Raw genomic sequence first — 23,162 nt, forward strand, 5'->3', positions numbered from 1 at the left:
GATCGGGGCTGACGCCTACCCCCGGGACCGAGGCACCCGGGAACGACGGAGGGGACGGCGGCGCGTCCGCGCGGCCTCCCCTGCTGCGCGAGCTCGCGCTCGTCACCGCGCTCTTCCTCGTCTACAAGTTCGGCCGGCTCTTCGCCAACGGCCACGAGGCCCGCGCCTTCCGGAACGCCGACCGCGTCTGGGACGCCGAGCGCGCGCTGCACCTTCCGGGCGAGGGAACGATCCAGCAGCTCCTGCTGCACGGCGAACCGCTGATCCGGACCGCGAACACCTACTACGCGGCCGTGCACTTCCCCGCCACGATCGCCTTCCTCGTCTGGCTGTACCTGCGCCGCCCCGCCCACTACGTGTGGTCGCGCCGCGTCCTCGCGCTCGTCACCGGCGCCGCGCTGGCCCTGCACCTGCTGATGCCGCTGGCGCCGCCCCGGATGCTCGCGGCCAGCGGACTCGTCGACACCGCGCGGGTCTACGGCCCCTCGGTGTACGGCGCGACGCCGGAGACCGACTCGATGGCCAACCAGTTCGCGGCCATGCCCTCGCTGCACTTCGGCTGGGCGCTGATGGTGGCCATCGGCCTGATCGCCGCCACCCGCTCCCGGTGGCGCGTCCTGTGGCTGCTGCACCCGCTGCTGACCCTGCTCGTCATCGTCGGCACGGCCAACCACTACTGGTTCGACGCGCTCGCCGCCGCCGCGCTGCTCGGTCTCGCCCTGCTCGCCGTCCGCGCCCCCGGCCACCGGACGGCGCCCCCACCCGTACCCCGTCAGGCCGGTTCGGCCGCCCTTCCGGTCGGAGCGCTCCGATGAACCCCGTCACCGGCACCGTCGTCGCGGTGCTCCTCTCGCTCGTCTCCGCCGCCGGATACGCGCTCGCCGCCGTCGCCCAGTCCCGGCTCGCCGCCGCCTCCCCCGTCCAGGACGGACGGGGGGCGCTGCGCGGGCTGCTGGCCCGGGGGCAGTGGTGGTCGGCGGTCGGCCTGAACGCGGCCGGAGCCCTCGCCCATGTCGCCGCGCTGCACTACGGACCGCTGACGCTCGTCCAGCCGCTCGGCGCGCTGACCCTGGTGGCCGCGCTGCCGCTCGGCGCGTACGCGGCCCGGCGCCGGGTGACCCGCACCGAGTGGCGCGGGGCCCTGTGGACCCTGGCCGGTCTGGTGGGGCTCGTCGCCGTGACGGGTCCCACCGCCCCCGGCGAGGCGCTCAGCCTGCGCGAGTCCCTGGTCGTCGCCGCGGCGACGGCGCTCCTCATCGCCGCGCTCGCGTCCGGCCGGCGCCCGTCGGGCGCGAAGGGTCCGCGCGGGCTCGGGCATGCCACGGCCTCCGGGATCGCCTCGGGCGTCGCCTCCGCGCTCACCCAGACGCTGACGGCCGCGTTCGCGCTGGAACTCCCCGGCGGGAAGCCGGCCTGGTGGCAGACCGCGCTCCTCGCGGTGCTGATATCCGGCTTCGCGACCGGCGGCCTGCTGCTCTCCCAGGCCGCCTACCGCGGCGGCCTCGCGGCGCCGCTCGCCGTGGTCAACCTCTCCAACCCGGCGGCCGCGGCGATCATCGGCGTGGCGCTGCTCGGGGAGACCTTCCGCGCCGGCGCCTGGGGCTGGCTGGTCGCGGCCGGCGCGTCCCTGGTCGCGGCGCGCGGCGTGGTGCTCCTGACGAAGGGGGGCACCCCGGACGCACCCCCGGCCCCGGACGTCCCCGTGTCGGCCTCGGACCTCATCGCTCCGGCCCCGAACCCCTCCGCGCAGGCCTCGAACCTCTCCTCGCAGACATCGGACCGCACCGCACAGGCCCCGGACCTCACCGCTTCGATCTCAGCGGACCCCGCGCCGACCCCGACCCGCACCGCGCCGGCCCCTGACCTCATCCCTTCGGCACCGAGCCTCCCGGCGCCGGCCACGCCCCTCCCCGCGCCGGCCACGAACCCCGTGCCCGCCGGCGCGTCCTCCCCCGCACCCGGCCCGACGGCCGCCCCCGGCGACGCCGTGGTGATCCCCTCGCCGGTGAACGGGGCCTCCACGCCCGCGCGTACCGCCGTCCGGCGGACCCTCGGGTCGGTGCCGACACCCCGCTCGACCGGTCCGGCCGCCCGTTCGGCCCGCCCCGAGTCGGCCGCGCCCGTGCCGCTCGCGGTGCCGTCCGGCCTCACCGACGCGGACGCCGCGGACCCCCTGCCGGTCCCCGCACCGGCCGCCGGCTGAGAGGCCCGGCCGGGGCCCACGGCGAGCCCGCGCCGACCGCGAGCCGCCAGGCCCCATCGGCGCCCCGCACCACCGGGCTCCCCGCTCGCGCACGGAGAGCACCCCTCGAATTCGTCATCTTGACGACAAGCGAGGAACCCCCCTATCGTCAACATGACGACAAGGGGGTTTCTTCATGGCCGACATCACCCGGCGGGCCGGCTGGCGCCATCTCCGCTCCGCACCCACCGCGCACATACGCCACCAGAGCCGCGGCAAGCTCGTGCACGACGGCGAGGGACTGAGCTTCTGGTTCCGCCCGCTCACCGCGGCCCTCTCCGAGGTCCCGGTCAACGACCGCGAACTGGCCATGGCGTTCCACGCCCGGACCGCCGACTTCCAGGACGTCAGCGTCCAGTCCACCGTGACCTACCGGATCGGGGACCCCGCGGCCGCGGCCACCCGGCTCGACTTCTCCATCGACCCCGACTCGGGCGCGTGGCGCGGCACCCCGCTGGAGCAGATCGCCACCCTCCTCACCGAGACCGCCCAGCAGCACGCCCTCGACGTCCTCGCCCGCACCGCGCTGGCCGAGGCGCTCGTCGACGGCGTCGCGGCGGTGCGCGACCGCGTCACGGCCGGACTCGCCGCCGAGCCCCGTCTGCCGGCGACCGGCATCGAGGTCGTCGCGGTCCGGGTGGTCGCCATCCGCCCGGAGCCCGAGGTCGAGCGCGCCCTGCGGACCCCCGCCCGCGAGCAGATCCAGCAGGAGGCCGACCGGGCCACGTACGAGCGCCGGGCGGTCGCCGTCGAGCGCGAGCGCGCCATCGCGGAGAACGAGCTGGCGAGCAAGATCGAGCTGGCCCGCCAGGAGGAGCGGCTCGTCGAGCAGCGTGGCACCAACGCCCGCCGCGAGGCCGAGGAGAACGCCGCCGCCGACGCCGTCCGCGCCGAGGCCGAGGCCGTACGCAAGGTCCGCCTGGCGCAGGCCGAGGCGGAGGCGGCGCGCGAGGTCGGTCAGGCACGCGCCGGGGCGCAGTCCGCCTGGCTGCGGGCGCACGCCGAGGTGGAGCCCGCGACCCTGCACGCCCTGGCCGTCTCCCGCGCCGCGGAGAACCTGCCGCGGATCGAGCACCTGACGCTCTCGCCCGACGTCCTGACGGGGCTGCTCGCCAAGCTCGGCGAGGGCGGGGCCAGGCCGTGAGCCTCGCGCCGCGCGCGGTGCTCGTGCACCGGACCACGGAGTACGAGGAACTCCTCGGCCGGCACGGCACGCACGGTCAGGCCGCGTTCTTCCTCTCCGCGCGCGGCCGCTCCGTCGACGCGGTCCGCGAGCGGCACGAGCGCACCCACCGGGCCCTGGCCGAGGTGGCGGCCGCCGTGCCCCTGACCTGGCGGCAGACCAGGGTGGAGCGCGCCGACCTGGACCGGTTCCTGTTCGGCCCGGAGGACGTGGTCGTGGTGGTCGGGCAGGACGGTCTGGTCGCCAACGCGGCGAAGTACCTGACCGGGCAGCCCGTCATCGGGATCGATGCCGACCCGGGGCGCAATCCCGGGGTCCTCGTCCGCCACCGCGCGGACCGGGCACGGCGCCTGCTGCCGTACGCGGCGGGGGACGGCGCGACGGTCGACGAGCTGACGATGGTGGAGGCCGTCACCGACGACGCGCAGCGGCTCCTGGCGCTGAACGAGATCTACGTCGGACCGCGCGGCCACCAGACCGCCCGGTACACGCTGGACCTCGACGCGGCGGGGCTCCCGCCGGAGGCCCAGGCCTCCTCGGGGGTGCTCGTCGGCACGGGCACGGGATCCACGGGCTGGCTGCGGTCCCTGTGGGAGCAGCGGTCCAGCGCGCTCGCGCTGCCCGCGCCCGCGGACGCCCGGCTCGCCTGGTTCGTCCGGGAGGCCTGGCCCTCCCCGGCGACCGGGACGAGCCGGGTCGAGGGGCTCCTCGACCCGGGCCAGGGGCTGCGCCTCACCGTCGAGTCGGACCGGCTGGTGGTGTTCGGCGACGGGGTCGAGTCGGACGCGCTGGAACTGACGTGGGGTCAGACCGTGCGCCTCGCGGTCGCGGGGCCGCGCCTCCGGCTGGTCCACTGAGACCCGGCCCCCGCCCCGCCGCCTTTCGCGGGGACCGACGCGGCCGGAATTGATCGGCGGGAGCCGGGAGGGACGTCGTGCGGCGTTAAGCTCGGCGCGCTTCACCCGGTCCTCCGGAGGGACTCCGTCGGCTTCTCCTCCGGTCCTCCGGTTCCGCTTCGCCGGTTCCGGGTGCCGCCTCGCCGTCGCCGGTCGGGGCCGGCCTCGAAGCATTCGGCGTTCCGGTCGCCGCTGTCCCGGGCTTCGGTCCCGGGTGCGGATGCGCGCACCCGGATGCCGGGTCCCCGGCGCCGTCGTGTCGCCGGCACCAGGGGCGTCGGTCTCCGGACCCGCCGCGTCCCGATCGATCGAGCGACCGCTCCCGGCCGTTGAAGGGAACCCCATGACCTCCGCCCTCCCGGGCCCGCTGTCCGTCTCCCGCGCCACCGAGCGGGACTGGGAGCTCGTCCGCTCCTGGGCGGCCGACGAAGGATGGAACCCGGGCCGCTCGGACGCCGCGTCGTTCTTCGCGCAGGACCCCCGGGGCTTCTTCCTGGGCCGGGTCGACGGGGAGCCCGTATCGGCCATTTCGGTCGTCACCTACGACGACGCGTACGCGTTCCTGGGCTTCTACCTCGTCCGCCCCGACCTGCGCGGCCTCGGTCACGGGTCGGCCACCTGGCGGGCCGCCCTGCCGCACGCCGGAGGCCGGTCCGTGGGGCTCGACGGGGTGCCGGACCAGCAGGACAACTACCGGCGCTCCGGCTTCAGGACGGCGTACCGCACCGCGCGGTACGAGGGCGCGGTCCCGGCCGTCGACGGCCCGCCGCCCGGTGTGGTGCCCGCGGGATCCGTGGAGCCGGCCGTCCTCGCCGCGTACGACGGCGCCTGCCACCACGCCGACCGTCCCCGCTTCCTGGCCTCCTGGCTGACCACACCGGGGCATCGCGCGCTGGCGCGGGTCGTCGACGGTCGTCCGACCGGGTACGGGGTGGTCCGGCCGGCCCAGGACGCGGCGCGGGTGGGACCGCTGTTCGCGGACACCCCCGCCGACGCGGCCGTTCTCCTCGACGCGCTCGCCGCGGAGGCGCGGGCGTTCGGGGCGGCGCGGATCGCGGTCGACATGCCGGAGTCGAACCCGGCGGCGGCCCGGCTCGCCGAGGAGCGGGGCCTGGAGCCGACGTTCGAGACGGCCCGGATGTACACGGGCCCGGTCCGCCCGGTGGCACGCGAGCGCGTCTTCGGGGTGACGACCCTCGAACTCGGCTGAGGCGCGCCCTGCCAGGCCCCCGGCGGGAGGCGACCGGCCTCCGGCGTCCCGCGCGCGACCCTTCCGGAACGCCCCCGCCTGCCCGGGCGACCGCTGGGCAGACGACGGGAGTTCGTCGACCCCCCTGGGGAGGGGGGCCCTGCCGGCACCCGTCGAGAGGTGTGTACCTTTCCCCTGAGGCAGGTACGTACCTTCCCCGCGGAACGTGCCGGTGAGGCGTCGGACCGGACGTCGGCCGGCCGCCCGGCGCGCGGTCGACGCGGCGCGGAATCCGGTGCCCGCTCCCCCGGTCGGACCTCCCCTCACCGGACCCCCGCAGCCCCGTGAGGGGTGACAAGGGTTTTCCCCGTATCGGGTTCACCCCCCCGTTCCCTACTGTCCTCCGCACCGGCAGATATCATCCCCCCGACCGCACCCTGACAGGTGCATGCGGAGGGGTCGCTTCCGCCGGGGACGGCCTTGACCCGGGCCGTCGCGCCGGTGGCGGCGCACGGGCCCCCCAGCCCAGGGAATGCCGGACAGCGACCCCACTTCGCCCTGGCCTCCCGCGCCGCCGCCACTGCTCCGCAGCTACGTCGTACTCGAAAGGGCCACACCTTGAACGGTTCCAGGCGGAGAGTCATATCCGTGGTCGCGAGCGCCGCGATCCTCGGCGCCGCTGCCACGACCGGGGCGATCGCCGCCGCCCCGGGCGCTGCCACCCCGAAGCCCGCACCGGCTTCGCAGACCATGCGGGCGCTCCCCAGCGCCCCGGTCGAGAAGGTCATCGTCACCTACAAGAGCCAGGCCGCCGAGGCCGGCTCGAACACCGCCGCGAAGAGCGACACGGCCGAGAAGGCCGCGAAGACGGGCGAGAAGCTCTCCTTCGAGCGTCGCCTCGCCGGCGGCGGCGCCCTGGTCGACCTGGGCGACAGCGCCAGCAAGCAGGACGTGACCGAGGTCATGGCCGCGTTCCGCGCCGACCCGTCCGTCGCCTCGGTCGAGCCCGACATCCGCGCCTACGCGATGGCCGTCACGCCGAACGACACCGACTACGCCAAGCAGTGGGACCTGTTCGAGCCCACCGGTGGCATGAACGTTCCTGCCGCCTGGGACAAGACGACCGGCTCGGGCGTCACCGTCGCCGTCATCGACACCGGCTACGCGACCCACTCGGACCTGGCGACCAACGTCGTCTCCGGGTACGACTTCATCTCGACCTCCGCCGACGCCCGCGACGGCAACGGCCGCGACGCGGACGCGAAGGACGAGGGCGACTGGAACGCCACCGACAACGAGTGCGGCACCGGCTCCAAGGCCTCGAACTCCTCCTGGCACGGCACCCACGTGGCCGGCACCATCGGCGCCGTCACGAACAACACCAAGGGCATCGCGGGCATCGCGTACAACGCGAAGATCCAGCCCGTGCGGGTGCTCGGCAAGTGCGGCGGCTCGTCCTCCGACATCGCGGACGCCATCACCTGGGCCTCCGGCGGCTCCGTCCCGGGCGTCCCGGCCAACGCCACCCCGGCCAAGGTCATCAACCTGAGCCTCGGCGGCGCCAGCGCCACCTGCCCGAGCGTCTACCAGAACGCGATCAACGGCGCCGTCTCCCGCGGCACCACCGTCGTCGTCGCGGCGGGCAACAGCAACGCCAACGCCTCCGGCTTCACTCCCGCGAACTGCGCCAACGTCATCAACGTGGCGTCCACCAGCCGCGAGGGCAACCGGTCCTACTACTCCAACTTCGGCAGCATCGTGGACGTGGCCGCGCCCGGCGGCGAGACCCGCCGCGCGACCGACACGCCCGGCACCGTCACCACCCCCGAAAACGGCATCTACTCCACGCTGAACTCGGGCACGACCACCCAGTCGGCCGAGAACTTCAAGCCCTACCAGGGCACCTCGATGGCGGCTCCGCACATCGCGGGCCTCGCGGCCCTGCTCAAGTCGGCCAAGAGCAGCCTCACCCCGGCCGAGATCGAGACCGCGATCAAGACCAACGCGCGTCCGCTGCCCGGCACCTGCACCGGCGGCTGCGGCACCGGCATCGCCGACACCGCGAAGACCGTCGACGCCGTCACCACCACCACGCAGCCCGGCACCGTCTTCACCAACGCGACCGATGTGACCATCGTCGACAACGCCACGGTGTCGTCCTCGATCACCGTCTCCGGCCGCACCGGCAACGCCCCCGCCGCCCTCAAGGTCGGCGTGGACATCCGGCACACCTGGCGCGGGGACCTGGTCGTCGACCTGGTCGCCCCCGACGGCACGGTGCGCAACCTCAAGGCCTCGTCCTCCTCGGACAGCGCCGACAACGTCCTGACCACCTACACGGTCGACGCGTCGAGCGAGGTCGCCAACGGCACCTGGAAGCTCCAGGTCCGCGATGTGGCCTCGGGTGACACCGGCTACATCAACTCGTGGAGCCTGACCTTCTAAGGCACCACCGCTCCACCACCGAACCACCCCCCACATCAGCATCCTTGCTGGTCAGCGACGCGCTCGTGGTCTACACCACGGGCGCGTCCTGGCGTGTCGGGCCCCCTGCCCGCCGAAGGGCCCTGTCCGAATGCCGGACACAAGGCCTGGACTCCACCCGTGGGCTCCGTATTCTCTGCCCACGGGGCTCATGGGCCGGGGGCCCGAGCGCGCCGGAGGTGATGGACAGTGACGACAGCTCCGTACCTCGCCCTGCGCCCCACGGGTCCGGGCGGACCCCCCGCGCCGGTGGGCCGCGAGGAGCTCCTCGCCCGGCTCGAACGCGCCCTCCACACCCGGGGCCGCGCCCTGCTCACCGGCCCCGCCGGCGTCGGCAAGACCGAACTCGCGCTCGCCGCGGCGACCCGGGCCGAGGCACGCGGCGAGACCGTGCTGTGGCTGGCCACCCTGCCGTCCGACCGCGAGATACCCGGGGCGTCGGCCGCCGCGCTGGTGGCCTCGGTCGCGGCGACCGTGAGCGTGGCGCAGCCCGGCGGCAGACGCCGCGAGACCCGCCCGTCCGACAAGGCCTCCGGCGGGCGGTCGTCCACCGCGCCCGAGGCCTCCGCCGTCTTCGACGAACTGCCCGGCCCCCAGCGCACCGCCGTCGCCATGCTCTGCCGCGAGGCGCCGCTCGACGCGGGCGGCTGGGACCCGATCGCGCTCCGGCTCGGCATCGCCCAGATCCTCCGCACCCTGACCCGCCGGGGACCCGTGCTCCTCGTGGTCGACGGGGTGCAGCACGTCGACGCGGACAGCGCCGACCTGCTCCGCTTCGCCCTGCACCTGGCGCCGCCCGCGCTGCGGGTGGTGGCCGTCGAGACCCCGGAGCCGTACGGGGAGGCCGACGAGCCCTACCGCGCGCCGCACCGCCCCGACGACCCCCACGCCGCCCACCTCTGGGTGCCGTCCGAGGCCGACGTTTTGCTCGTGCCGCCGCTGCACGCCGACGAGATCGCCGAACTCCTCATCCACCACCGGCTGCCCTCCCGGATGGCCGGCCGCATCCACCGCGCGAGCGGCGGCAATCCCCGGCTCGCCCTCGCCGTGGGCCGCTCGCTGGCCGACGCGCGGACCCCCGTGCACCACGCGGAGGCGCTGACGCTCTCCGGGCGCGCCCGCGACCTCGCCCGGCAGCTGCTCGGCGCCGCGCCCCTCGCCGTGCGCGAGACGCTGCTGCTGGCGGCGCTCGCGCTGCGGCCCTCGTCGACGCTGGTGCGCCGGGCGGGCCGGCCCAACGCGGAGGCCGACCTCGCGGCGGCCGAGCGGGCCGGACTGGTGTCGCTCGCCGAGGACGGCTCGGTGACCTTCACCGCGGGCCTGCTGCCCTCCACCCTGGTGCACGACGCCTGCTGGGCCGAGCGGAGCGCCGGGCACGCGGCCCTCGCCGAGGTGGTGGACGACCCCGTGGAGGCGGTACGCCACCGGGCGTTGGCGACCGACAGCCCGGACGAGGACCTCGCCGCCGAGGTCGCGGACGCCGCCGATCTGGCCCGGCGGCGCGGGAACAGTGCCCTCGCGGCCGAACTCGCTCTGCTCGCCGCCGAGTCGACACCCGGGCGGCACGGCACGCGGCGGATCGCGCGACTCGTCGACGCCGCCGAGGAGGCCGCGCGCGCGGCCCGCGCCGACCTCGCCATGCGGGCGGCCACCGACCTCCTCGCCCGTGACGCGGTGCCCTCCGACCGGGTCAGGGCCCGCCTCGCCGTCCTCGATACCGCCGGGCAGGGACTGACCGGCCTCGACGAGATGTACGTCCACGCCATGGAGGACTCGGAGGGCGACACCGCGCTGCGGGCCGCCGTACAGCTCCGACTGGCCGTCAAGTACGTGCTGGCGGACGGCGATCCGCAGCGTTCGCGGACGGCGGCCGTGGAGTCGGCCGCCCTCGCCGCCTCGATGGGTGATCCGCGCACGGCGGCGCAGGCGCTGACCGTGCAGGCGCGGATGGAGCGGGCCCTCGGAGCGCCGGACGCCGAGGCGGTCCTCGCGCAGGCGCGCGCCCTGGAACTGGCCGAGCGGCCCCTCGGGATCCGCAACGCCGCCCAGATCCTGACGATCCGTCACGCCCTGTTCGACGATCGCCTGACGGACGCCCGCGACGAACTCAACGCCCTGCTCCCGCTGGTGCAGCGGCGCGGTTCGGTCGAGGACACGATCGAGCTGTTCTCCACACTGGCCGCGATCGAGTCCCGCAGGGGCGCGTGCGCGGCCGCGCTCGCCCACGCCGGCCAGTCCCTCGCCCTCACCCTGGAGGCGGGCCTCTCGCCGGGCCCCGCCTGGTACACCCTGGCCCTCGCGGAGACGGCGGGCGGCAGCTTCGCCCGGGCGGCGAGCTACGCCCGGCGGAGCGTGCAGGCCTCGGAGGAGGAGGGCGACCGGGTCTTCCTGTCCCGCAGCCGGTACGCGCTCGGCCGGGTGCAGCTGATCAACGGCGACGTCGCCGCCGCCCTGGAGACCCTGCGGCGCGTGCAGGCCGACGAGCGCGCCCAGTCGACCGTGGATCCGTCGATGCTGCGCTGGCACGAGGAGCTGGCCGAGGCGCTGCTCGCCCACGACGCGGGCGACGAGGCCCTGGCCCTCCTCGACGAGGTGCGGCCGGTGGCGACCCGGCTGGGCCGGTCCACGGTGCTGCTGGGCTGCGACCGGGCGTACGCGTTGTGGCTGGCGGCGGAGGGGCGCACGGACGAGGCGGTGCTCCTGCTCACCCGCACGGCCGAGGCCTTCGGCCGGGCCGGGCTGCCGCTGGAGCGGGGACGGGCGCTGATCGCCCTGGCTCGGGTGGAGCGCCGCAGACGGCGCCGGTCGGCGGCGCAGAACGCGCTGCAGACGGCGGCGTCGGTGTTCGAGCGGGCCGGAGCGGCGCCCTGGCTGGCCCTGGCGTGCGAGTCCCCCGCGGGCCCGGCGGGCGAGGGGCCCGGGCCGGCCTCCGGGAGCGAGGAGGCGCTGCCCGCGCTCTCCTCGCTGACCGAGGCGGAGCTGCGGCTCGCCCGCCTGGTGGGCCAGGGGGCCAGCAACCAGGAGGCGGCGGCGAAGCTGTACCTGAGCGTCAAGACCGTCGAGGCGCGGCTGACCCGGATCTACCAGAAGCTGGACGTCCGGTCGCGCGCCCAACTCGCCACGGCGCTGCGGCCGTAGGAGCCGGACGCCCGCGGCCCGGCCGGATGGCGAAGGTGTCGCCGGGCATCGGGCGGCCGGGGCCGGGGCTCCGCGGCCCGGCCCTCCCTCAGAGCGCGACGACGAACAGGCCCCGGACCGTCGTGCCGTCGGCGCGCCGCCACTCGGCGGTGACTCCGCCGTCGGCGTCGGGCGGCACCTCCGTGCCGGCGGCCAGCACGCGCCGGACGCGCAGGGTCAGCGGGGCGGGCGCGCCGGGCGCCCGGACCTCCACGTCCGTGTGGTCGGCTCCCTCCGTGACCCGTACGGGCTCCGCGTCGGCCGCCCCCGCGGCCGCGGGGCGCGAGACGGCGACCGCGCGGTCCTGCACGTCGGTCAGCGACTGGGCCTGGGCCTCGGCGCGACCGGCGAGGAGGGCGTACAACTGGGCGACCAGCACCGGGTCGTGGGCGCCGTCGTAGATCCAGCGCTTGCCGAGGACGCCGTGCTCGGACGTGCCGACGAGGGCGGCCTCGGCGCCGTCCAGCGGCGCGCCGCGGTAGGTCAGCGGGACGAGGTACGAGACGGCGTCCGCGCCCTCTCCGTCGGTCACGACCATGAACTCGATGCCGACCTCGCCCGCCGGGTCGTCGAGCCGGAACCCGCCGACCCGGTCCAGCCGCGCCTCCCCGCCCCGGTACCAGGGGCGGGTGGGGAGCCACTCGGTGAGCAGTTCGAGCTTGGTGGGCTGCAGAGTGGTCTGGTGGATGACGGCCATCGCGCGGGTCTCCCTCTGTTCGCGGGTCCGGCCCACCTCGTCCGTGGCCCGGGCACCGGCAACGTAACAGACCGTGCCGGCGGGCGCGGATGCCGCCCTGGCGCGCCCGGCCCGCACCCGGATCCGGCCCAACCGCCGCTCCCGGCACCGCGATGGCGGATCCGGGTCGTCGGCCGGACCCGGCCCGGAGTCCGGCGGGTGGCCCGGGTCGGGGCGGACGTGACGGCGGCGATCGTGGATCTGGTCGATAATGGCCGAAACGGAACATTCGACCTGCGGTACGTCCTCGTGCCGCCGCACCAGGGGAGCAGGAATGACCGGTGGACCCGAGCCCATCAGCGCCGCCGCCCGCGAGGCACTGCAGGGGGAGCTCGACGACCTCCGCACCGAACGCGAGGCCGTCGCGGTCACCCTCCGGGACGGCGGCGGCGACCAGACGGGCGACCGGGCCGACCAGGCCGACGAGCTGGAGCGCGGCGACGACCTCGACCGGCTCGACCGCCGCATCGACGAGATCGAGGGACGGCTGCGCGAGGCGGACGTCGCGGGCGCCCCGCCGACCGACGTGGTCGGCGTGGGCAGCAGCGTGACCGTGCGGTTCGACGACGGCACGGAGTCGACCGTGCAGATCGGCGAGGTCGCGGCGGTGCTCGACCGGACGATGGTCACCGCGGACAGTCCGCTGGGCAGCGCCCTGCTCGGCCACCGCGCGGGCGACTCCGTCCGGTACGTCACGCCCGAGGGACCGGCCACGGCGGTCGTGCTGTCGCTCGGCTAGGCCGCCGCCGGGGTCGCGCGGTCTCCGCGCGGAGCGGCCTCAACCCGTGACGATGCCCGTGACGAGGTTGATCGTGGTGGCCAGGATGCTCGCGCCGAAGACGTAGGAGAGCAGGCAGTGGCGGAGCGCGACCGCGCGGATCGTCGTGCTGGAGACGTCGGTGTCGGAGACCTGGTAGGTCATGCCGAGGTTGTAGCTGAAGTAGAGGAAGTCGCTGTAGCGGGGCGGTTCGCGGGAGTTGAAGTCGATGCCGCCGCCGGGCTCCCGGTAGTAGAGGTAGGCGTAGCGGGTCGCGTACATCAGGTGCAGCGCCGCCCAGGCCATGAACACCCCGGCGAGGGCGGTCGCCGCGGCGGCGTGGCCGAGGTCGGACCTGCCGACCAGGAGCAGGACGACGATGCCGCAGAGGCCGCCGACCGCCGTGCCCACGACGGCAAGTTCCTCGACGGCGGGCCGGAACTCCTCGCGGCGGACGTTGCGCCGGGTGGTGGAGGCGTCCATCGGCCAGAGCGCGGTCCAGCCGGTGACGACGAACAGGGTCTCCCCGACGGCGATCGCGGCGAGGACGCCCAGGGGCACGTGGACGGTGGCGCCGACGACGGCGCCGACCGCCGCCCCGGCGACTGCCGAGAGGGCCAGCCGGGGGACGGCGGAGAGCAGCAGCGGACGGTGGTGCACGGCGTCGGTCCTCCCGTTTCCCGGCCTCCGACCCTCAGGCCGGGGGCGCCTCCAGGACGACGACGGCCTCGTCCGTGTACGTGCGGAAGGTCAGCGTCTCCTGGAAGTAGAGCTGCACGCTGGTCGCGTCGTGGCCCGTGTAGCCGATGGCCAGGTCCTGGCCGAGGACCAGCTCGAAGTCGCCGCCGCGGGTGGACAGGACGAAGCCGCCGCCGAGGGCCGGCGCCCAGATGGGCTTGCCGTCGAGCATGCGGCCGAGGTGCGCGGCGATCGGGTAGCCGTGGTCGGAGGTCTCGCTGACCGCCCGGTACTCGTCGGCGCCGAGGAGCAGCGCGTAGGGACCGTCGACGCCGGCGAGGCGCAGGAGGGTCAGGGCGCGGCTGACGGCGTCCGGGTAGTCGCGCGCCTCGGCGGGGAGCTGGACGACGGGGTTGGAGGACCGGGCGCGGAGTCCGTCGACGCCGGCCGCCCCGTATCCGTCGAAGATCGTCCGGTCCTCGACGAAGGCCATGGCCCGGGCGGCGTCCTTGACGGGCTGCCAGTCGGAGTCCTTCGAGCCCCGCTCGACGTCGTCGACGGCGGCCCGGTCCACGGTGAAGGGCACCCTGAGTTCGAAGAGGGGCCTGGCCTCCCGCAGGCGGGCGGTGACGCCGGGGGCGGGTGATCCCATGTCGCTGAGGTGCCCCGTGCCGACGGCGGCGAGGCGGGGGCCGCCGGGGTCGGGGACGTCGACGACGCGGCGCCCCGCGACGTTGCGGCGGAAGGTGCGGCGGGCCTCCTCCTCGATCTCGGCCCAGGCGGCGGGGGTGATCGGGGCGAGTTCGCGGTGCAGGTTGTCCGTGTCGGGGCCGTGGTGGAGGGCGCCGGTGGGGCCGGGGGTCGTGTCCTCGGGGGTGGCGTCGGGGGTCGTCATGGGGAGTCAGGCTCCTTTCAGGCCGCCGATGCCGAGGGAGTCCCCCCGGCGGGCGGCGGCGGCCGGCGGCGCGGCGGGCAGGTCGTCGAGGAGGTCGGCGCTCGGGACGAAGAAGAGACCGCCGGTCACGGCGCGGGAGAAGTCGAGGATGCGGTCCGTGTTGCCCGGGGGGTCTCCGAGGAACATGCGGCGGAGCATGAGCTCGGTGACGGCGGGGGTGCGCGCGTAGCCGATGAAGTACGTGCCGAACTCGCCGCCGCCGATCCGGCCGAAGGGCATGTTGGCGCGGAAGATCTGGCGGGCGGTGCCGTCCTCGTCGACGACGGTGTTGAGGGCGACGTGCGAGTCGGACGGTTTGACGTCGTCGGGCATCTCGACGTTGGAGGCCTTGCCGCGGCCGATGGCGTGCTCCTGCTGTTCGACGGTGAGCGCGTCCCAGGCCCGCAGGTCGTGCAGGTACTTCTGGACGACGACATAGCTGCCGCCGCGGAAGCCGGGGTCCTCGTCGCCGACGTGGGTCGCCTCGGCCGCCACCCGGCCCCCGGGGTTCTCGCTGCCGTCGACGAATCCGAGGAGGTCGCGCTCGTCGAAGTACGCGAAGCCGTGCACCTCGTCCACGACGGTGACGGCTGCGCCCAGGCTCTCCACGATCAGCCGCGACAGTTCGAAGCACAGGTCCATGCGCCGGGCTCGTACGTGGAACAGCAGGTCACCGGGGGTGGCGGGGGCCCGGTGGCGGGGTCCCGTGAACGCCGGGAAGGGGTGCAGTTCGCGGGGGCGGGGGCCGCCGACGAGGCGGTCCCAGCCGTCGGAGCCGATGCCGGCGACGCAGCTGAGGCTGTCGTCGGGCGACCGGAAGGCGACCGACCGGACGAGCCCCGACAGGTCCTGGAGGGCCTCCCGGACCGCCGTCTCGCCGCCGGGATTGACGGTGGCCACGAGGAACACGGCCGCCCGGGAGGGAGGGGCGACGACGGGTTGTACGACGACCATGGGACTCCCGCCGAGAGACAGAGGTGACCAAAAGTGACGAAATGGACAGCGTCAGCGTAGGCGTGCGTGATCCGTGGCGCAGCCCGTGCGTCCGCCCGGAGTGGAGTGGCACCCGCGCACCGGCGGGCATAGCCTGCCGAGGGGGTGGCCTTGCGATGTGACACGCCCCGAATGCCCGCAGGTGAAAGGGTGAACTGCCGTGAGCACCGACCAGGACGCGCAGCACTCCCCCACATCCGACGACCCGGATCCCGTGGAGCCCCGTGTGGGTCCCGCTCCCGAGGGCGAGCCCTCGTTCCACCCGTACCACCACCCCGCCGCGGGCTGGGGCGCGGCCCGGAGCGTGACCGAGTTCCTCGTCCGCGAGAAGGCCCTCGTCGACGGGCCGCGCGCGATCATGCGGATGAACCACGAGAACACCGGTTTCGACTGCCCCGGCTGCGCGTGGCCCGACGACACCAAGGGTCTGCACCTGGACATCTGCGAGAACGGCATCAAGCACGTCACCTGGGAGATGACCCGCAAGCGCGTCGGGAGCGAGTTCTTCGCCGCGCACTCGGTGACCGAGCTGGCCGGGTGGAGCGACTACGACCTGGAGAACGAGGGCCGGCTGACCGAGCCGATGGTCTACGACCCGGAGTCGGACCACTACGTCCCGATCACCTGGAAGGAGGCGTTCGAGGTGGTCGGCCGGGCCCTGCGGGGCCTCGACGACCCGAACCGGGCCTCCTTCTACACCTCGGGGCGGCTCGGCAACGAGGCGACGTTCCTGTACCAGCTGATGGCCCGCGAGCTGGGCACCAACAACCTGCCCGACTGCTCCAACATGTGCCACGAGGCCAGCGGCCGCGCCCTCCAGGCCTCCCTGGGCACGGGCAAGGGCACGGTCGACCTCAAGGACTGGGAGACCGCCGACGCGCTGTTCATCTTCGGGGTCAACGCCGCGTCCAACGCCCCCCGGATGCTGACCGCGCTCGCCGAGGCCCACCAGCGCGGCGCCCGGATCGTGCACGTCAACCCCCTCGTCGAGGCCGCCGCCACCCGGACGATCGTGCCGCACGACTTCACCGACATGGCCCTCCTCAAGACGACGAGGACCAGCACCCTCAACCTCCAGCCCCGCATCGGCGGCGACATGGCACTGATCCGCGGGCTGGCCAAGGCCGTCCTGGAGCAGTCCGCCACCGACCCCCGGGCCCTCGACCGGGAGTTCATCGACCGCCACACGAGCGGCTTCGACGCGTACCGCGCGGTGTGCGAGGCGACGCCCTGGGAGGAGATCGAACGGCAGTCGGGGCTGACCCGCGCGGACGTCCTGAAGGCGGCCCGGGTGTACGGGGACGCCGACCGCTCCATCGTCAGCTGGTGCCTCGGCCTCACCCAGCACGAGCACGGCGTCGACACGGTCCGGGAGATCGTCAACCTGCTGCTGCTCCGCGGCAACCTGGGGCGCGAGGGCGCCGGCCCCTCCCCCGTCCGCGGACACAGCAACGTCCAGGGCAACCGCACCTGCGGCATCGACCACCGCCCCGCCGACGCGTTCCTCGACCGCCTCGCCGAGGTCTGCGGCATCGAACCGCCGCGCGCGCACGGCCTGGACACGGTCCGCACCATCGAGGCCATGGAGCGCGGCGAGATCTCGGTCTTCGTCGGCATGGGCGGCAACTTCGCCCTCGCCGCTCCGGACACCCCGCGGACCTACGCGGCGCTGCGCACCTGCGACCTCACCGTCCAGGTCAGCACCAAGCTGAACCGGAGCCATCTGGTCCACGGACGGCAGGCCCTCATCCTGCCGTGCCTCGGCCGGACCGAGAAGGACCACCAGCGCAAGGGCGTCCAGAGCACCTCCGTCGAGGACTCGATGAGCATGGTGCACCTGTCGATCGGCATGAAGCGCCCCGCCTCACCGCACCTGCTGTCCGAACCGGCGATCGTCGCCGGCATGGCCCGGGCGGCGCTGCCCGACAGCCCGACGCCGTGGGAGTGGTACATCGAGGACTACGACCGCATCCGCGACACCATGGCCCGGGCCCTGGACGGCTTCGAGGACTTCAACCGGCGGGTGCGCCTCCCGCTCGGCTTCCGCATCCGGCAGCCGGCCCGGGAGCTGGTCTTCCTCACCCCGTCCGGACGGGCCGAGTTCTCCGCCGCCCCGCTGCCCGACGTCGTGCCCGAGCCGGGCACGCTGGCCCTGGGCACCATGCGGTCGCACGACCAGTGGAACACCACCATCTACTCCGACAACGACCGCTACCGCGGCATCAAGAACCTGCGCACGCTGGTCTTCATGAACCGGGCCGACATGCGGGAGCGCGGCATCGCGGACATGGCACCGGTCGACATCACGAGCACCGCGAAGGACGGCAGCCGGCGGTCCCTCAACGGCTATCTCGCCGTCCCGTACGACATCCCCCGGGGCTGCGCCGCCGGGTACATGCCCGAGATGAACGTGCTGTGCGCGCTGGTCGACCACAGCACCCAGAGCGACCAGCCGATCATGAAGCACGTCAAGGTGACGATCGAGCCGGCCGCCTGAACGTCCCCGGACCGCCCGCGGGCCGGGGGCGGGGGCGGCGTGGAGACCGCTCCAGGGCGCCCGTCCGCCTCGGACAGGCGCCCGGGGCGATGCCCGGACCGGCGCCGTGACAGAGTCGTGGACGGGCCGCCGGCACCGGCACGCCCCGCACCACCGACCGACCGGATCGCCGGACATCCGGACCGCGGGCTCCGGGCACCCCGGAGCGGCGCTCCGAGGAGAGGAACGAACCATGGGACGAGTGACCGTACGGCGGCGCGTCCTGCGCGTGCGCGAGGGGGACTCCTCCTACCGCCCGGACACGCTGGCCGCCGAGGAGCCGATGGAGATCCGGGTCGGTGGCCGACCGCTGACGGTGACCATGCGGACCCCGGGCGACGACTTCGACCTCGCGGTCGGCTTCCTGGTGAGCGAGGGCGTGGTGCACTCCGCCGAGGACGTGGCCGGGATCCGCTACTGCGCGGGGGCCACGGCCGACGGCGGCAACACGTACAACGTGGTGGACGTCGGACTGGCGCCGGGTGTGGCCGCGCCCGACGCCTCCCTGGAGCGGAACTTCTACACGACCTCCTCGTGCGGGCTGTGCGGCAAGGCCAGTCTGGACGCGGTGCGCACGACGGCCGCCTGGTCGGTCGCCGGGGACCCGCTGCGGATCGGGACGGACGTCCTCGCCGCCCTGCCGGACCGGCTGCGGGCCGCCCAGCGGGTCTTCGACAGCACGGGCGGGCTGCACGCCGCCGGGCTCTTCACGTCCGAGGGCGAACTGGTGTGCCTGCGGGAGGACGTCGGCCGGCACAACGCCGTCGACAAGGTCGTCGGCCACGCGCTGCGCGAGGGGCTGCTGCCGCTGCGCGAGCACGCCCTGATGGTGAGCGGCCGGGCCTCGTTCGAGCTGGTCCAGAAGGCGGTGATGGCCGGGGTCCCGCTGCTCGCGGCGGTCTCGGCGCCGTCGTCGCTCGCCGTGGACCTGGCGGCGGAGAGCGGTCTGACGCTGGTGGGCTTCCTGCGCGGATCCTCGATGAACGTCTACACCGGCGACGAGCGGCTGAGCGCCCTGCCCGTGGCCTGACCGGTCCGCGCGCACGGCGACGGCCCGCGCACGGGCGCGGGCCGCCACGGCTGCGGGCGGGGACGCCCGCCGCACGCCGTCCTGAGCCGGTCGGGGACCTACTCGCCGCCCCGGCGCTCGTCGTCCGGGCGGAGGCCGACCTCCTCGCGGTCCTCCTCCAGGCGCTGTTCCAGCCCCTTCTCGTCCGGGCGGCGGGGCATGCCCCGGCTGTGTCCGGTGTCGGGGTCGCCCTCGACCTGTTCGTTCGACTTGTGGTGCGGGGCCATCGGGTCACTCCTTGCCGTCGGTGGCGGCGGCCGTCGCGGCGGCCTCGGGGGCCCGCCCGGCTCCGTCGCCCTGCTGGATCGTGCAGTGGAGGGAGTCGTCGACGACGTCGGCGACGATCGTGTCCCCCGGTTCCGCCTCCCCGCCGAGCAGCAGGGAGGCGATGCGGTTGTCGAGCTCCGTCTGGATCGTGCGGCGCAGCGGCCGGGCCCCGAACTCCGGCTGGTAGCCGTGGGCCACGAGCAGCTTCTTCGCCGCCTCGGTGACGTCGAGGGTCAGACCCTGGGCGTGTACGCGGTGCTTGCTGCGGTCGAGCAGGTGGTCGACGATCTCCGACAGGTCCTTCTCGGTGAGGCTGTGGAAGACGATGATGTCGTCGATGCGGTTGAGGAACTCGGGGAGGAAGCGGCCCCGCAGATCCTCCATCAGCTCGCCCTTGAGCTCGGCCGCGTCGCCCTGGTGGGCGAGGATCCGGTGGGCGCCGATGTTGGACGTCATGATGATCACGCAGTGCCGGAAGTCGACCGTACGGCCCTGCCCGTCGGTGAGCCGTCCGTCGTCGAGGATCTGGAGCAGCGTGTTGAAGACGTCGGGGTGCGCCTTCTCCACCTCGTCGAAGAGGACGACGCTGTACGGGTGGCGGCGCACCTTCTCGGTGAGCTGGCCGGCCTCCTCGTAGCCGACGTATCCGGGCGGCGCCCCGACGAGCCGGGCGACGGTGTGCTTCTCCTGGAACTCGCTCATGTCGAACCGGATCATGCGGTCCTGCTCGCCGAAGAGCAGTTCGGCGAGGGTCTTGGCGAGTTCGGTCTTGCCGACGCCCGTGGGGCCGAGGAAGAGGAACGAGCCGACGGGGCGGTTCGGGTCCCCCATGCCGGCGCGGTTGCGGCGTACGGCCTCGGAGACCGCGGTGACGGCCTCGTCCTGGCCGACGACCCGGGCGTGCATCTCCTCCTCCAGCCGGAGGAGGCGCTCCTTCTCGCCGGCGGTGAGCTGGGAGACGGGGATGCCGGTGCGCCGGGAGACGATGTCGGCGATGTCGGCGGCGGTGACCGAGACGACGCCCTCGCGGCGCTCCTGGATGCCCGCGAGCTCGCCCTCCACCTCGGCGATCCGCCGCTTCAGCTCGGAGGCCTTCTCGAACTGCTCGGCGGCGACGGCCTGGTCCTTCTCGCGCCGGAGTCCGGCGATGCGGTCCTCGCGGCTCACCACCTCGGTGGAGCGTCCGGCGCTCCGCAGCCGCACCCGCGCGCCCGCCTGGTCGATCAGGTCGATGGCCTTGTCGGGCAGGAAGCGGTCGCTGATGTACCGGTCGGAGAGCTCGGCCGCCGCGGTGAGGGCGCCGTCGGCGAACCGGACCTGGTGGTGGGCCTCGTAGGCGTCCCGCAGACCTTCGAGGATCTGCACGGTCTCCTCGACCGTCGGCTCGGGGATGAGGACGGGCTGGAAGCGGCGTTCGAGCGCGGCGTCCTTCTCGATGTGCTTGCGGTACTCGTCGATCGTGGTCGCGCCGACGACGTGCAGCTCGCCCCGGGCCAGCGCCGGCTTGAGCATGTTGCCCGCGTCCATCGCGCTCTCGCCTGACGCGCCCGCGCCGACCACCGTGTGGAGTTCGTCGATGAAGAGGATGATGTCGCCGCCGGCCTCCTGGACGTCCTCGATGACCTTCTTGAGGCGCTCCTCGAACTGGCCGCGGTACTGCGCGCCGGCCACGAGGCCGGACAGGTCGAGGGAGACCACCCGCTTGCCCTTGAGGGTGTCGGGCACCTCGCCGGCCACGATCCGCTGGGCGAGGCCCTCGACGATGGCGGTCTTGCCGACGCCGGGCTCGCCGATCAGGACGGGGTTGTTCTTGGAGCGCCGCGAGAGGATCTCGATGGTCTGCTCGATCTCCTCGGCGCGGCCGACCACCGGGTCGAGCCGGCCCGCCTTCGCCTCGTCCGTGAGGTCCCTGCCGAACTCGTCGAGGGTGGTGGCCGGCTGCTGCGGCTTCCCCGCGGCCGGGGCGCCCCCGTCGGAGCGGACCGCCTGGTCGGTGAGGCCGCGCAGCTTCTTGACGTCGTGGTCGTCCGCGCCCAGGAGCCGGGTCGCGCCGGAGTCGGAGTCGTCGAGGAGCGCCGCGAGGATGTGCTCGGGGCCGATGTACGACACGCCCGCCTCCTGCGAGCGGCCGTAGGCGGCGGCGAGCGTGCGCTTGGCGGCGGGGGTGAGTCCGGGTTCGGAGGAGGGCTCGCCGGACTCGCGGGGCAGGACCTCGTCGAGCTGCGCCGCGAGGGCCGCCGGGTCGACGCCGACCCGGGACAGGAGGCGGCGCGAGGGGTCGACCTGGGTGGCGGCCCACAGCAGGTGCTCCGTGTCGAGGTCGGACGAGCCGTCCTCGACGGCCTTCCGGGTGGCCAGGCCGAGGAGTTCGTGCGAGGACTCGGTCAGCAGGCGACCGATCGGGACGCGCTGGACGGCCGGGGGCGACGACGCGGGTGACATGCCGAAGAACCGGTTCAGCATGTCGCTGAACGGGTCGGACGGACCGAGGGGAGAACCGAACGCCATCGACATGTCAGCTCCAGAGACGCATGGGGGGTCATTCCCACTCAAACGTGGTGATCTGGGCTCCGCAACCGGAGTGGGGACCGCTGGAAATCACCCGCCCGGCCGGTACGCGCCGGGGCCGGATCGACCGCGGTGCCGGCCCCGGCGGATCGGGCGCCCGACACGCCCGTCCCGCCGTCCGGGGCGCAATCCCGGCCGTGACGCCGTGCGCGCCGACGATGACACCATGACGTCCGCGAACCCCCCGCACACCACAGGCCCGCAGGTCCGCGCCCGGACCCTGGTCCGGAACCCGCGACTGTGGCTCGTACCGACCGTCCTGAGCGCGCTGGTCGCCGTGGGCCTCTCGCTCCTCTACATGGGCGGCATCCTCAACCCGAACGACAACCTGTACCGGCTTCCCATCGCCCTGGTCGACGAGGACCGGGGCACCCCGCTGCCCGGGCAGCGGGAGACCCTGGGGAAGCAGGTCACCGACTCGATCGCCGCCGACCGCCCCTCGGCCACGGACATCGACTGGCAGCGGCTCGACCTCGCCGGGGCCCGGAAGGCGCTGGCCTCCGGCAAGGTCTACGGCGCCCTGGTCGTCCCGGCGGACTTCACCGCGTCCGTCTCCACCCTGACCACGAACCGGGCGACGGTGCGGCCGACGATCACCGTGCTCACCAACCCGGGCCTCGGCAGCCTCGGCTCCTCGCTCGCCGCGCAGATCAACCAGAACGCGGCCCATCAGGCCTCGCTGACCATCGGCAAGCAGCTCTCGGCCGCCGGCGCGGTCCCGACGACCCGGCTGCTGCTCACCGACCCGGTCGCCGTGACCACCCGGGTCGGCCATCCGATCGGCCGGCACAGCGGCCTGGGCCTGACCGCCTTCTACTACACGCTGCTGCTCGTCCTCGGCGGGTTCATCGGCGGCAACCTGGTGAACAGCGGGGTCGACACCGCGCTCGGCTATGCCGACAGCGAGATCGGTCCCTGGCACACCCGGCACGCCGCGGTCCCGATCGACCGGACGCAGACGCTGGTGCTGAAGATGCTGATGACGGCGGGGATCTCGCTCCTCACCACGAGCCTCGTCATGGTCGCCACGATCGGCCTCCTGGGCATGGACGCCTCGCACCTGCCGATGCTGTGGCTGTTCTCGTACTGCGCGACGGTGGCCGTCGGGCTGGGCGTCCAGGCCATCAACGCGGCGTTCGGCGGCATCGGCCAGCTCGTCTCCATGTTCATCTTCATCGCGCTGGCGCTGCCCTCCTCCGGCGCCACCGTCCCGCTGGAGGCCACCCCGGGCTTCTACCGCTTCCTGGGCCTCTTCGAGCCGATGCACCAGCTCAGCGCGGGTGTCCGGGCCATCCTGTACTTCGACGCCCAGGCCGACGCGGGGCTGGCCCGCGGCTGGATCATGATCGCCGTCGGCACGGTCCTGGCCCTGCTCTTCGGCTTCGGCATGACCCGCTACTACGACCGCCGGGGCCTGCGCCGCCTCACCCCGCAGCTCTCCTGAGCCGCGGGG

17 protein-coding genes are annotated in these 23,162 nt (G+C 74.4%); 11 read left to right on the plus strand and 6 right to left on the minus strand.

The window, feature by feature from the left end; translation table 11 throughout:
- The first annotated feature begins 8 nt into the window (after positions 1 to 8).
- From ACY0MR_RS06500 to ACY0MR_RS06530, 7 genes are all read left to right on the plus strand, one after another.
- Positions 9 to 815: a phosphatase PAP2 family protein gene (locus tag ACY0MR_RS06500; protein WP_388796241.1), complete on the plus strand. Its 807-nt coding sequence runs from the start codon at positions 9 to 11 to the stop codon at positions 813 to 815.
- Complete coding sequence (locus ACY0MR_RS06505) at positions 812 to 2,203, plus strand: DMT family transporter (RefSeq protein ID WP_473559708.1); 1,392 nt, start codon at positions 812 to 814, stop codon at positions 2,201 to 2,203. Before ACY0MR_RS06500 ends, ACY0MR_RS06505 begins: the two co-directional genes overlap by 4 nt.
- Positions 2,204 to 2,378: 175 nt before the next feature.
- Entirely contained in the window at positions 2,379 to 3,386 is a 1,008-nt protein-coding gene (locus ACY0MR_RS06510; RefSeq protein WP_361860863.1) for an SPFH domain-containing protein, read from the plus strand.
- A complete protein-coding gene (locus ACY0MR_RS06515; protein ID WP_388795520.1) occupies positions 3,383 to 4,282 on the plus strand; it encodes an NAD(+)/NADH kinase in 900 nt (299 codons plus the stop codon). The genes ACY0MR_RS06510 and ACY0MR_RS06515 overlap by 4 nt, the downstream gene beginning before the upstream one ends.
- Before the next feature lie 382 nt (positions 4,283 to 4,664).
- Positions 4,665 to 5,531 (plus strand): GNAT family N-acetyltransferase, encoded by an 867-nt coding sequence (locus ACY0MR_RS06520; RefSeq protein ID WP_473559710.1) that lies wholly within the window; start codon positions 4,665 to 4,667, stop codon positions 5,529 to 5,531.
- Between the two features lie 729 nt (positions 5,532 to 6,260).
- Positions 6,261 to 7,955 (plus strand): S8 family serine peptidase, encoded by a 1,695-nt coding sequence (locus tag ACY0MR_RS06525; protein WP_388796244.1) that lies wholly within the window; start codon positions 6,261 to 6,263, stop codon positions 7,953 to 7,955.
- A gap of 228 nt (positions 7,956 to 8,183) precedes the next feature.
- Positions 8,184 to 11,132, plus strand: coding sequence for a helix-turn-helix transcriptional regulator (locus ACY0MR_RS06530; protein ID WP_403313681.1), 2,949 nt, complete (start codon positions 8,184 to 8,186; stop codon positions 11,130 to 11,132).
- An 88-nt stretch (positions 11,133 to 11,220) separates the two neighbouring features.
- Here the strand turns inward: ACY0MR_RS06530 and ACY0MR_RS06535 are convergent, their stop codons facing one another.
- Positions 11,221 to 11,868, minus strand: coding sequence for a maltokinase N-terminal cap-like domain-containing protein (locus ACY0MR_RS06535; RefSeq protein WP_388795529.1), 648 nt, complete (start codon positions 11,866 to 11,868; stop codon positions 11,221 to 11,223).
- Between the two features lie 313 nt (positions 11,869 to 12,181).
- On the opposite strand from ACY0MR_RS06535, the gene ACY0MR_RS06540 reads away from it, so the two are divergent.
- Positions 12,182 to 12,646 (plus strand): GreA/GreB family elongation factor, encoded by a 465-nt coding sequence (locus ACY0MR_RS06540; protein WP_388795532.1) that lies wholly within the window; start codon positions 12,182 to 12,184, stop codon positions 12,644 to 12,646.
- A 39-nt stretch (positions 12,647 to 12,685) separates the two neighbouring features.
- Here the strand turns inward: ACY0MR_RS06540 and ACY0MR_RS06545 are convergent, their stop codons facing one another.
- The 3 genes from ACY0MR_RS06545 to ACY0MR_RS06555 are packed head-to-tail and all read right to left on the minus strand — an operon-like array spanning position 12,686 to position 15,230.
- Complete coding sequence (locus tag ACY0MR_RS06545) at positions 12,686 to 13,324, minus strand: DUF1345 domain-containing protein (protein ID WP_451059579.1); 639 nt, start codon at positions 13,322 to 13,324, stop codon at positions 12,686 to 12,688.
- A gap of 34 nt (positions 13,325 to 13,358) precedes the next feature.
- Complete coding sequence (locus ACY0MR_RS06550; RefSeq protein WP_473559713.1) at positions 13,359 to 14,237, minus strand: family 1 encapsulin nanocompartment shell protein; 879 nt, start codon at positions 14,235 to 14,237, stop codon at positions 13,359 to 13,361.
- Between the two features lie 6 nt (positions 14,238 to 14,243).
- Entirely contained in the window at positions 14,244 to 15,230 is a 987-nt protein-coding gene (locus ACY0MR_RS06555) for a Dyp-type peroxidase (RefSeq protein ID WP_404078192.1), read from the minus strand.
- A 199-nt stretch (positions 15,231 to 15,429) separates the two neighbouring features.
- Here ACY0MR_RS06555 and ACY0MR_RS06560 point away from each other — a divergent pair, with 199 nt between their 5' ends.
- Positions 15,430 to 17,766: an FdhF/YdeP family oxidoreductase gene (locus ACY0MR_RS06560; protein WP_473559715.1), complete on the plus strand. Its 2,337-nt coding sequence runs from the start codon at positions 15,430 to 15,432 to the stop codon at positions 17,764 to 17,766.
- A gap of 232 nt (positions 17,767 to 17,998) precedes the next feature.
- Positions 17,999 to 18,835, plus strand: coding sequence for a formate dehydrogenase accessory sulfurtransferase FdhD (gene fdhD, locus ACY0MR_RS06565; RefSeq protein WP_392864005.1), 837 nt, complete (start codon positions 17,999 to 18,001; stop codon positions 18,833 to 18,835).
- Positions 18,836 to 18,933: 98 nt separating this feature from the next.
- Here the strand turns inward: fdhD and ACY0MR_RS06570 are convergent, their stop codons facing one another.
- Together ACY0MR_RS06570 and ACY0MR_RS06575 are read right to left on the minus strand one after the other, a co-directional pair.
- Entirely contained in the window at positions 18,934 to 19,101 is a 168-nt protein-coding gene (locus ACY0MR_RS06570) for a hypothetical protein (RefSeq protein ID WP_473559717.1), read from the minus strand.
- A 4-nt stretch (positions 19,102 to 19,105) separates the two neighbouring features.
- Entirely contained in the window at positions 19,106 to 21,655 is a 2,550-nt protein-coding gene (locus tag ACY0MR_RS06575; RefSeq protein WP_473559719.1) for an ATP-dependent Clp protease ATP-binding subunit, read from the minus strand.
- A gap of 220 nt (positions 21,656 to 21,875) precedes the next feature.
- Between ACY0MR_RS06575 and ACY0MR_RS06580 the strand changes: the two genes are divergently transcribed.
- Positions 21,876 to 23,153, plus strand: coding sequence for a YhgE/Pip domain-containing protein (locus tag ACY0MR_RS06580; RefSeq protein WP_473559721.1), 1,278 nt, complete (start codon positions 21,876 to 21,878; stop codon positions 23,151 to 23,153).
- The last annotated feature ends 9 nt before the right edge of the window (positions 23,154 to 23,162 follow it).

The sequence above is a fragment of the Streptomyces sp. JN8 genome (assembly GCF_055808075.1).

What these genes read in the sequence shown, in the direction of transcription:
- ACY0MR_RS06525 (WP_388796244.1), top strand. Translation starts at nt 6,261, where the DNA reads ATGCGGGCGCTCCCCAGCGCCCCGGTCGAGAAGGTCATCGTCACCTAC.
- ACY0MR_RS06580 (WP_473559721.1), top strand. Translation starts at nt 21,876, where the DNA reads ATGACGTCCGCGAACCCCCCGCACACCACAGGCCCGCAGGTCCGCGCC.
- ACY0MR_RS06540 (WP_388795532.1), top strand. Translation starts at nt 12,182, where the DNA reads ATGACCGGTGGACCCGAGCCCATCAGCGCCGCCGCCCGCGAGGCACTG.
- ACY0MR_RS06510 (WP_361860863.1), top strand. Translation starts at nt 2,379, where the DNA reads ATGGCCGACATCACCCGGCGGGCCGGCTGGCGCCATCTCCGCTCCGCA.
- ACY0MR_RS06570 (WP_473559717.1), bottom strand. Translation starts at nt 19,101, where the DNA reads ATGGCCCCGCACCACAAGTCGAACGAACAGGTCGAGGGCGACCCCGAC.
- fdhD (WP_392864005.1), top strand. Translation starts at nt 17,999, where the DNA reads ATGGGACGAGTGACCGTACGGCGGCGCGTCCTGCGCGTGCGCGAGGGG.
- ACY0MR_RS06520 (WP_473559710.1), top strand. Translation starts at nt 4,665, where the DNA reads ATGACCTCCGCCCTCCCGGGCCCGCTGTCCGTCTCCCGCGCCACCGAG.
- ACY0MR_RS06505 (WP_473559708.1), top strand. Translation starts at nt 812, where the DNA reads ATGAACCCCGTCACCGGCACCGTCGTCGCGGTGCTCCTCTCGCTCGTC.
- ACY0MR_RS06535 (WP_388795529.1), bottom strand. Translation starts at nt 11,868, where the DNA reads ATGGCCGTCATCCACCAGACCACTCTGCAGCCCACCAAGCTCGAACTG.
- ACY0MR_RS06555 (WP_404078192.1), bottom strand. Translation starts at nt 15,230, where the DNA reads ATGGTCGTCGTACAACCCGTCGTCGCCCCTCCCTCCCGGGCGGCCGTG.
- ACY0MR_RS06550 (WP_473559713.1), bottom strand. Translation starts at nt 14,237, where the DNA reads ATGACGACCCCCGACGCCACCCCCGAGGACACGACCCCCGGCCCCACC.
- ACY0MR_RS06575 (WP_473559719.1), bottom strand. Translation starts at nt 21,655, where the DNA reads ATGTCGATGGCGTTCGGTTCTCCCCTCGGTCCGTCCGACCCGTTCAGC.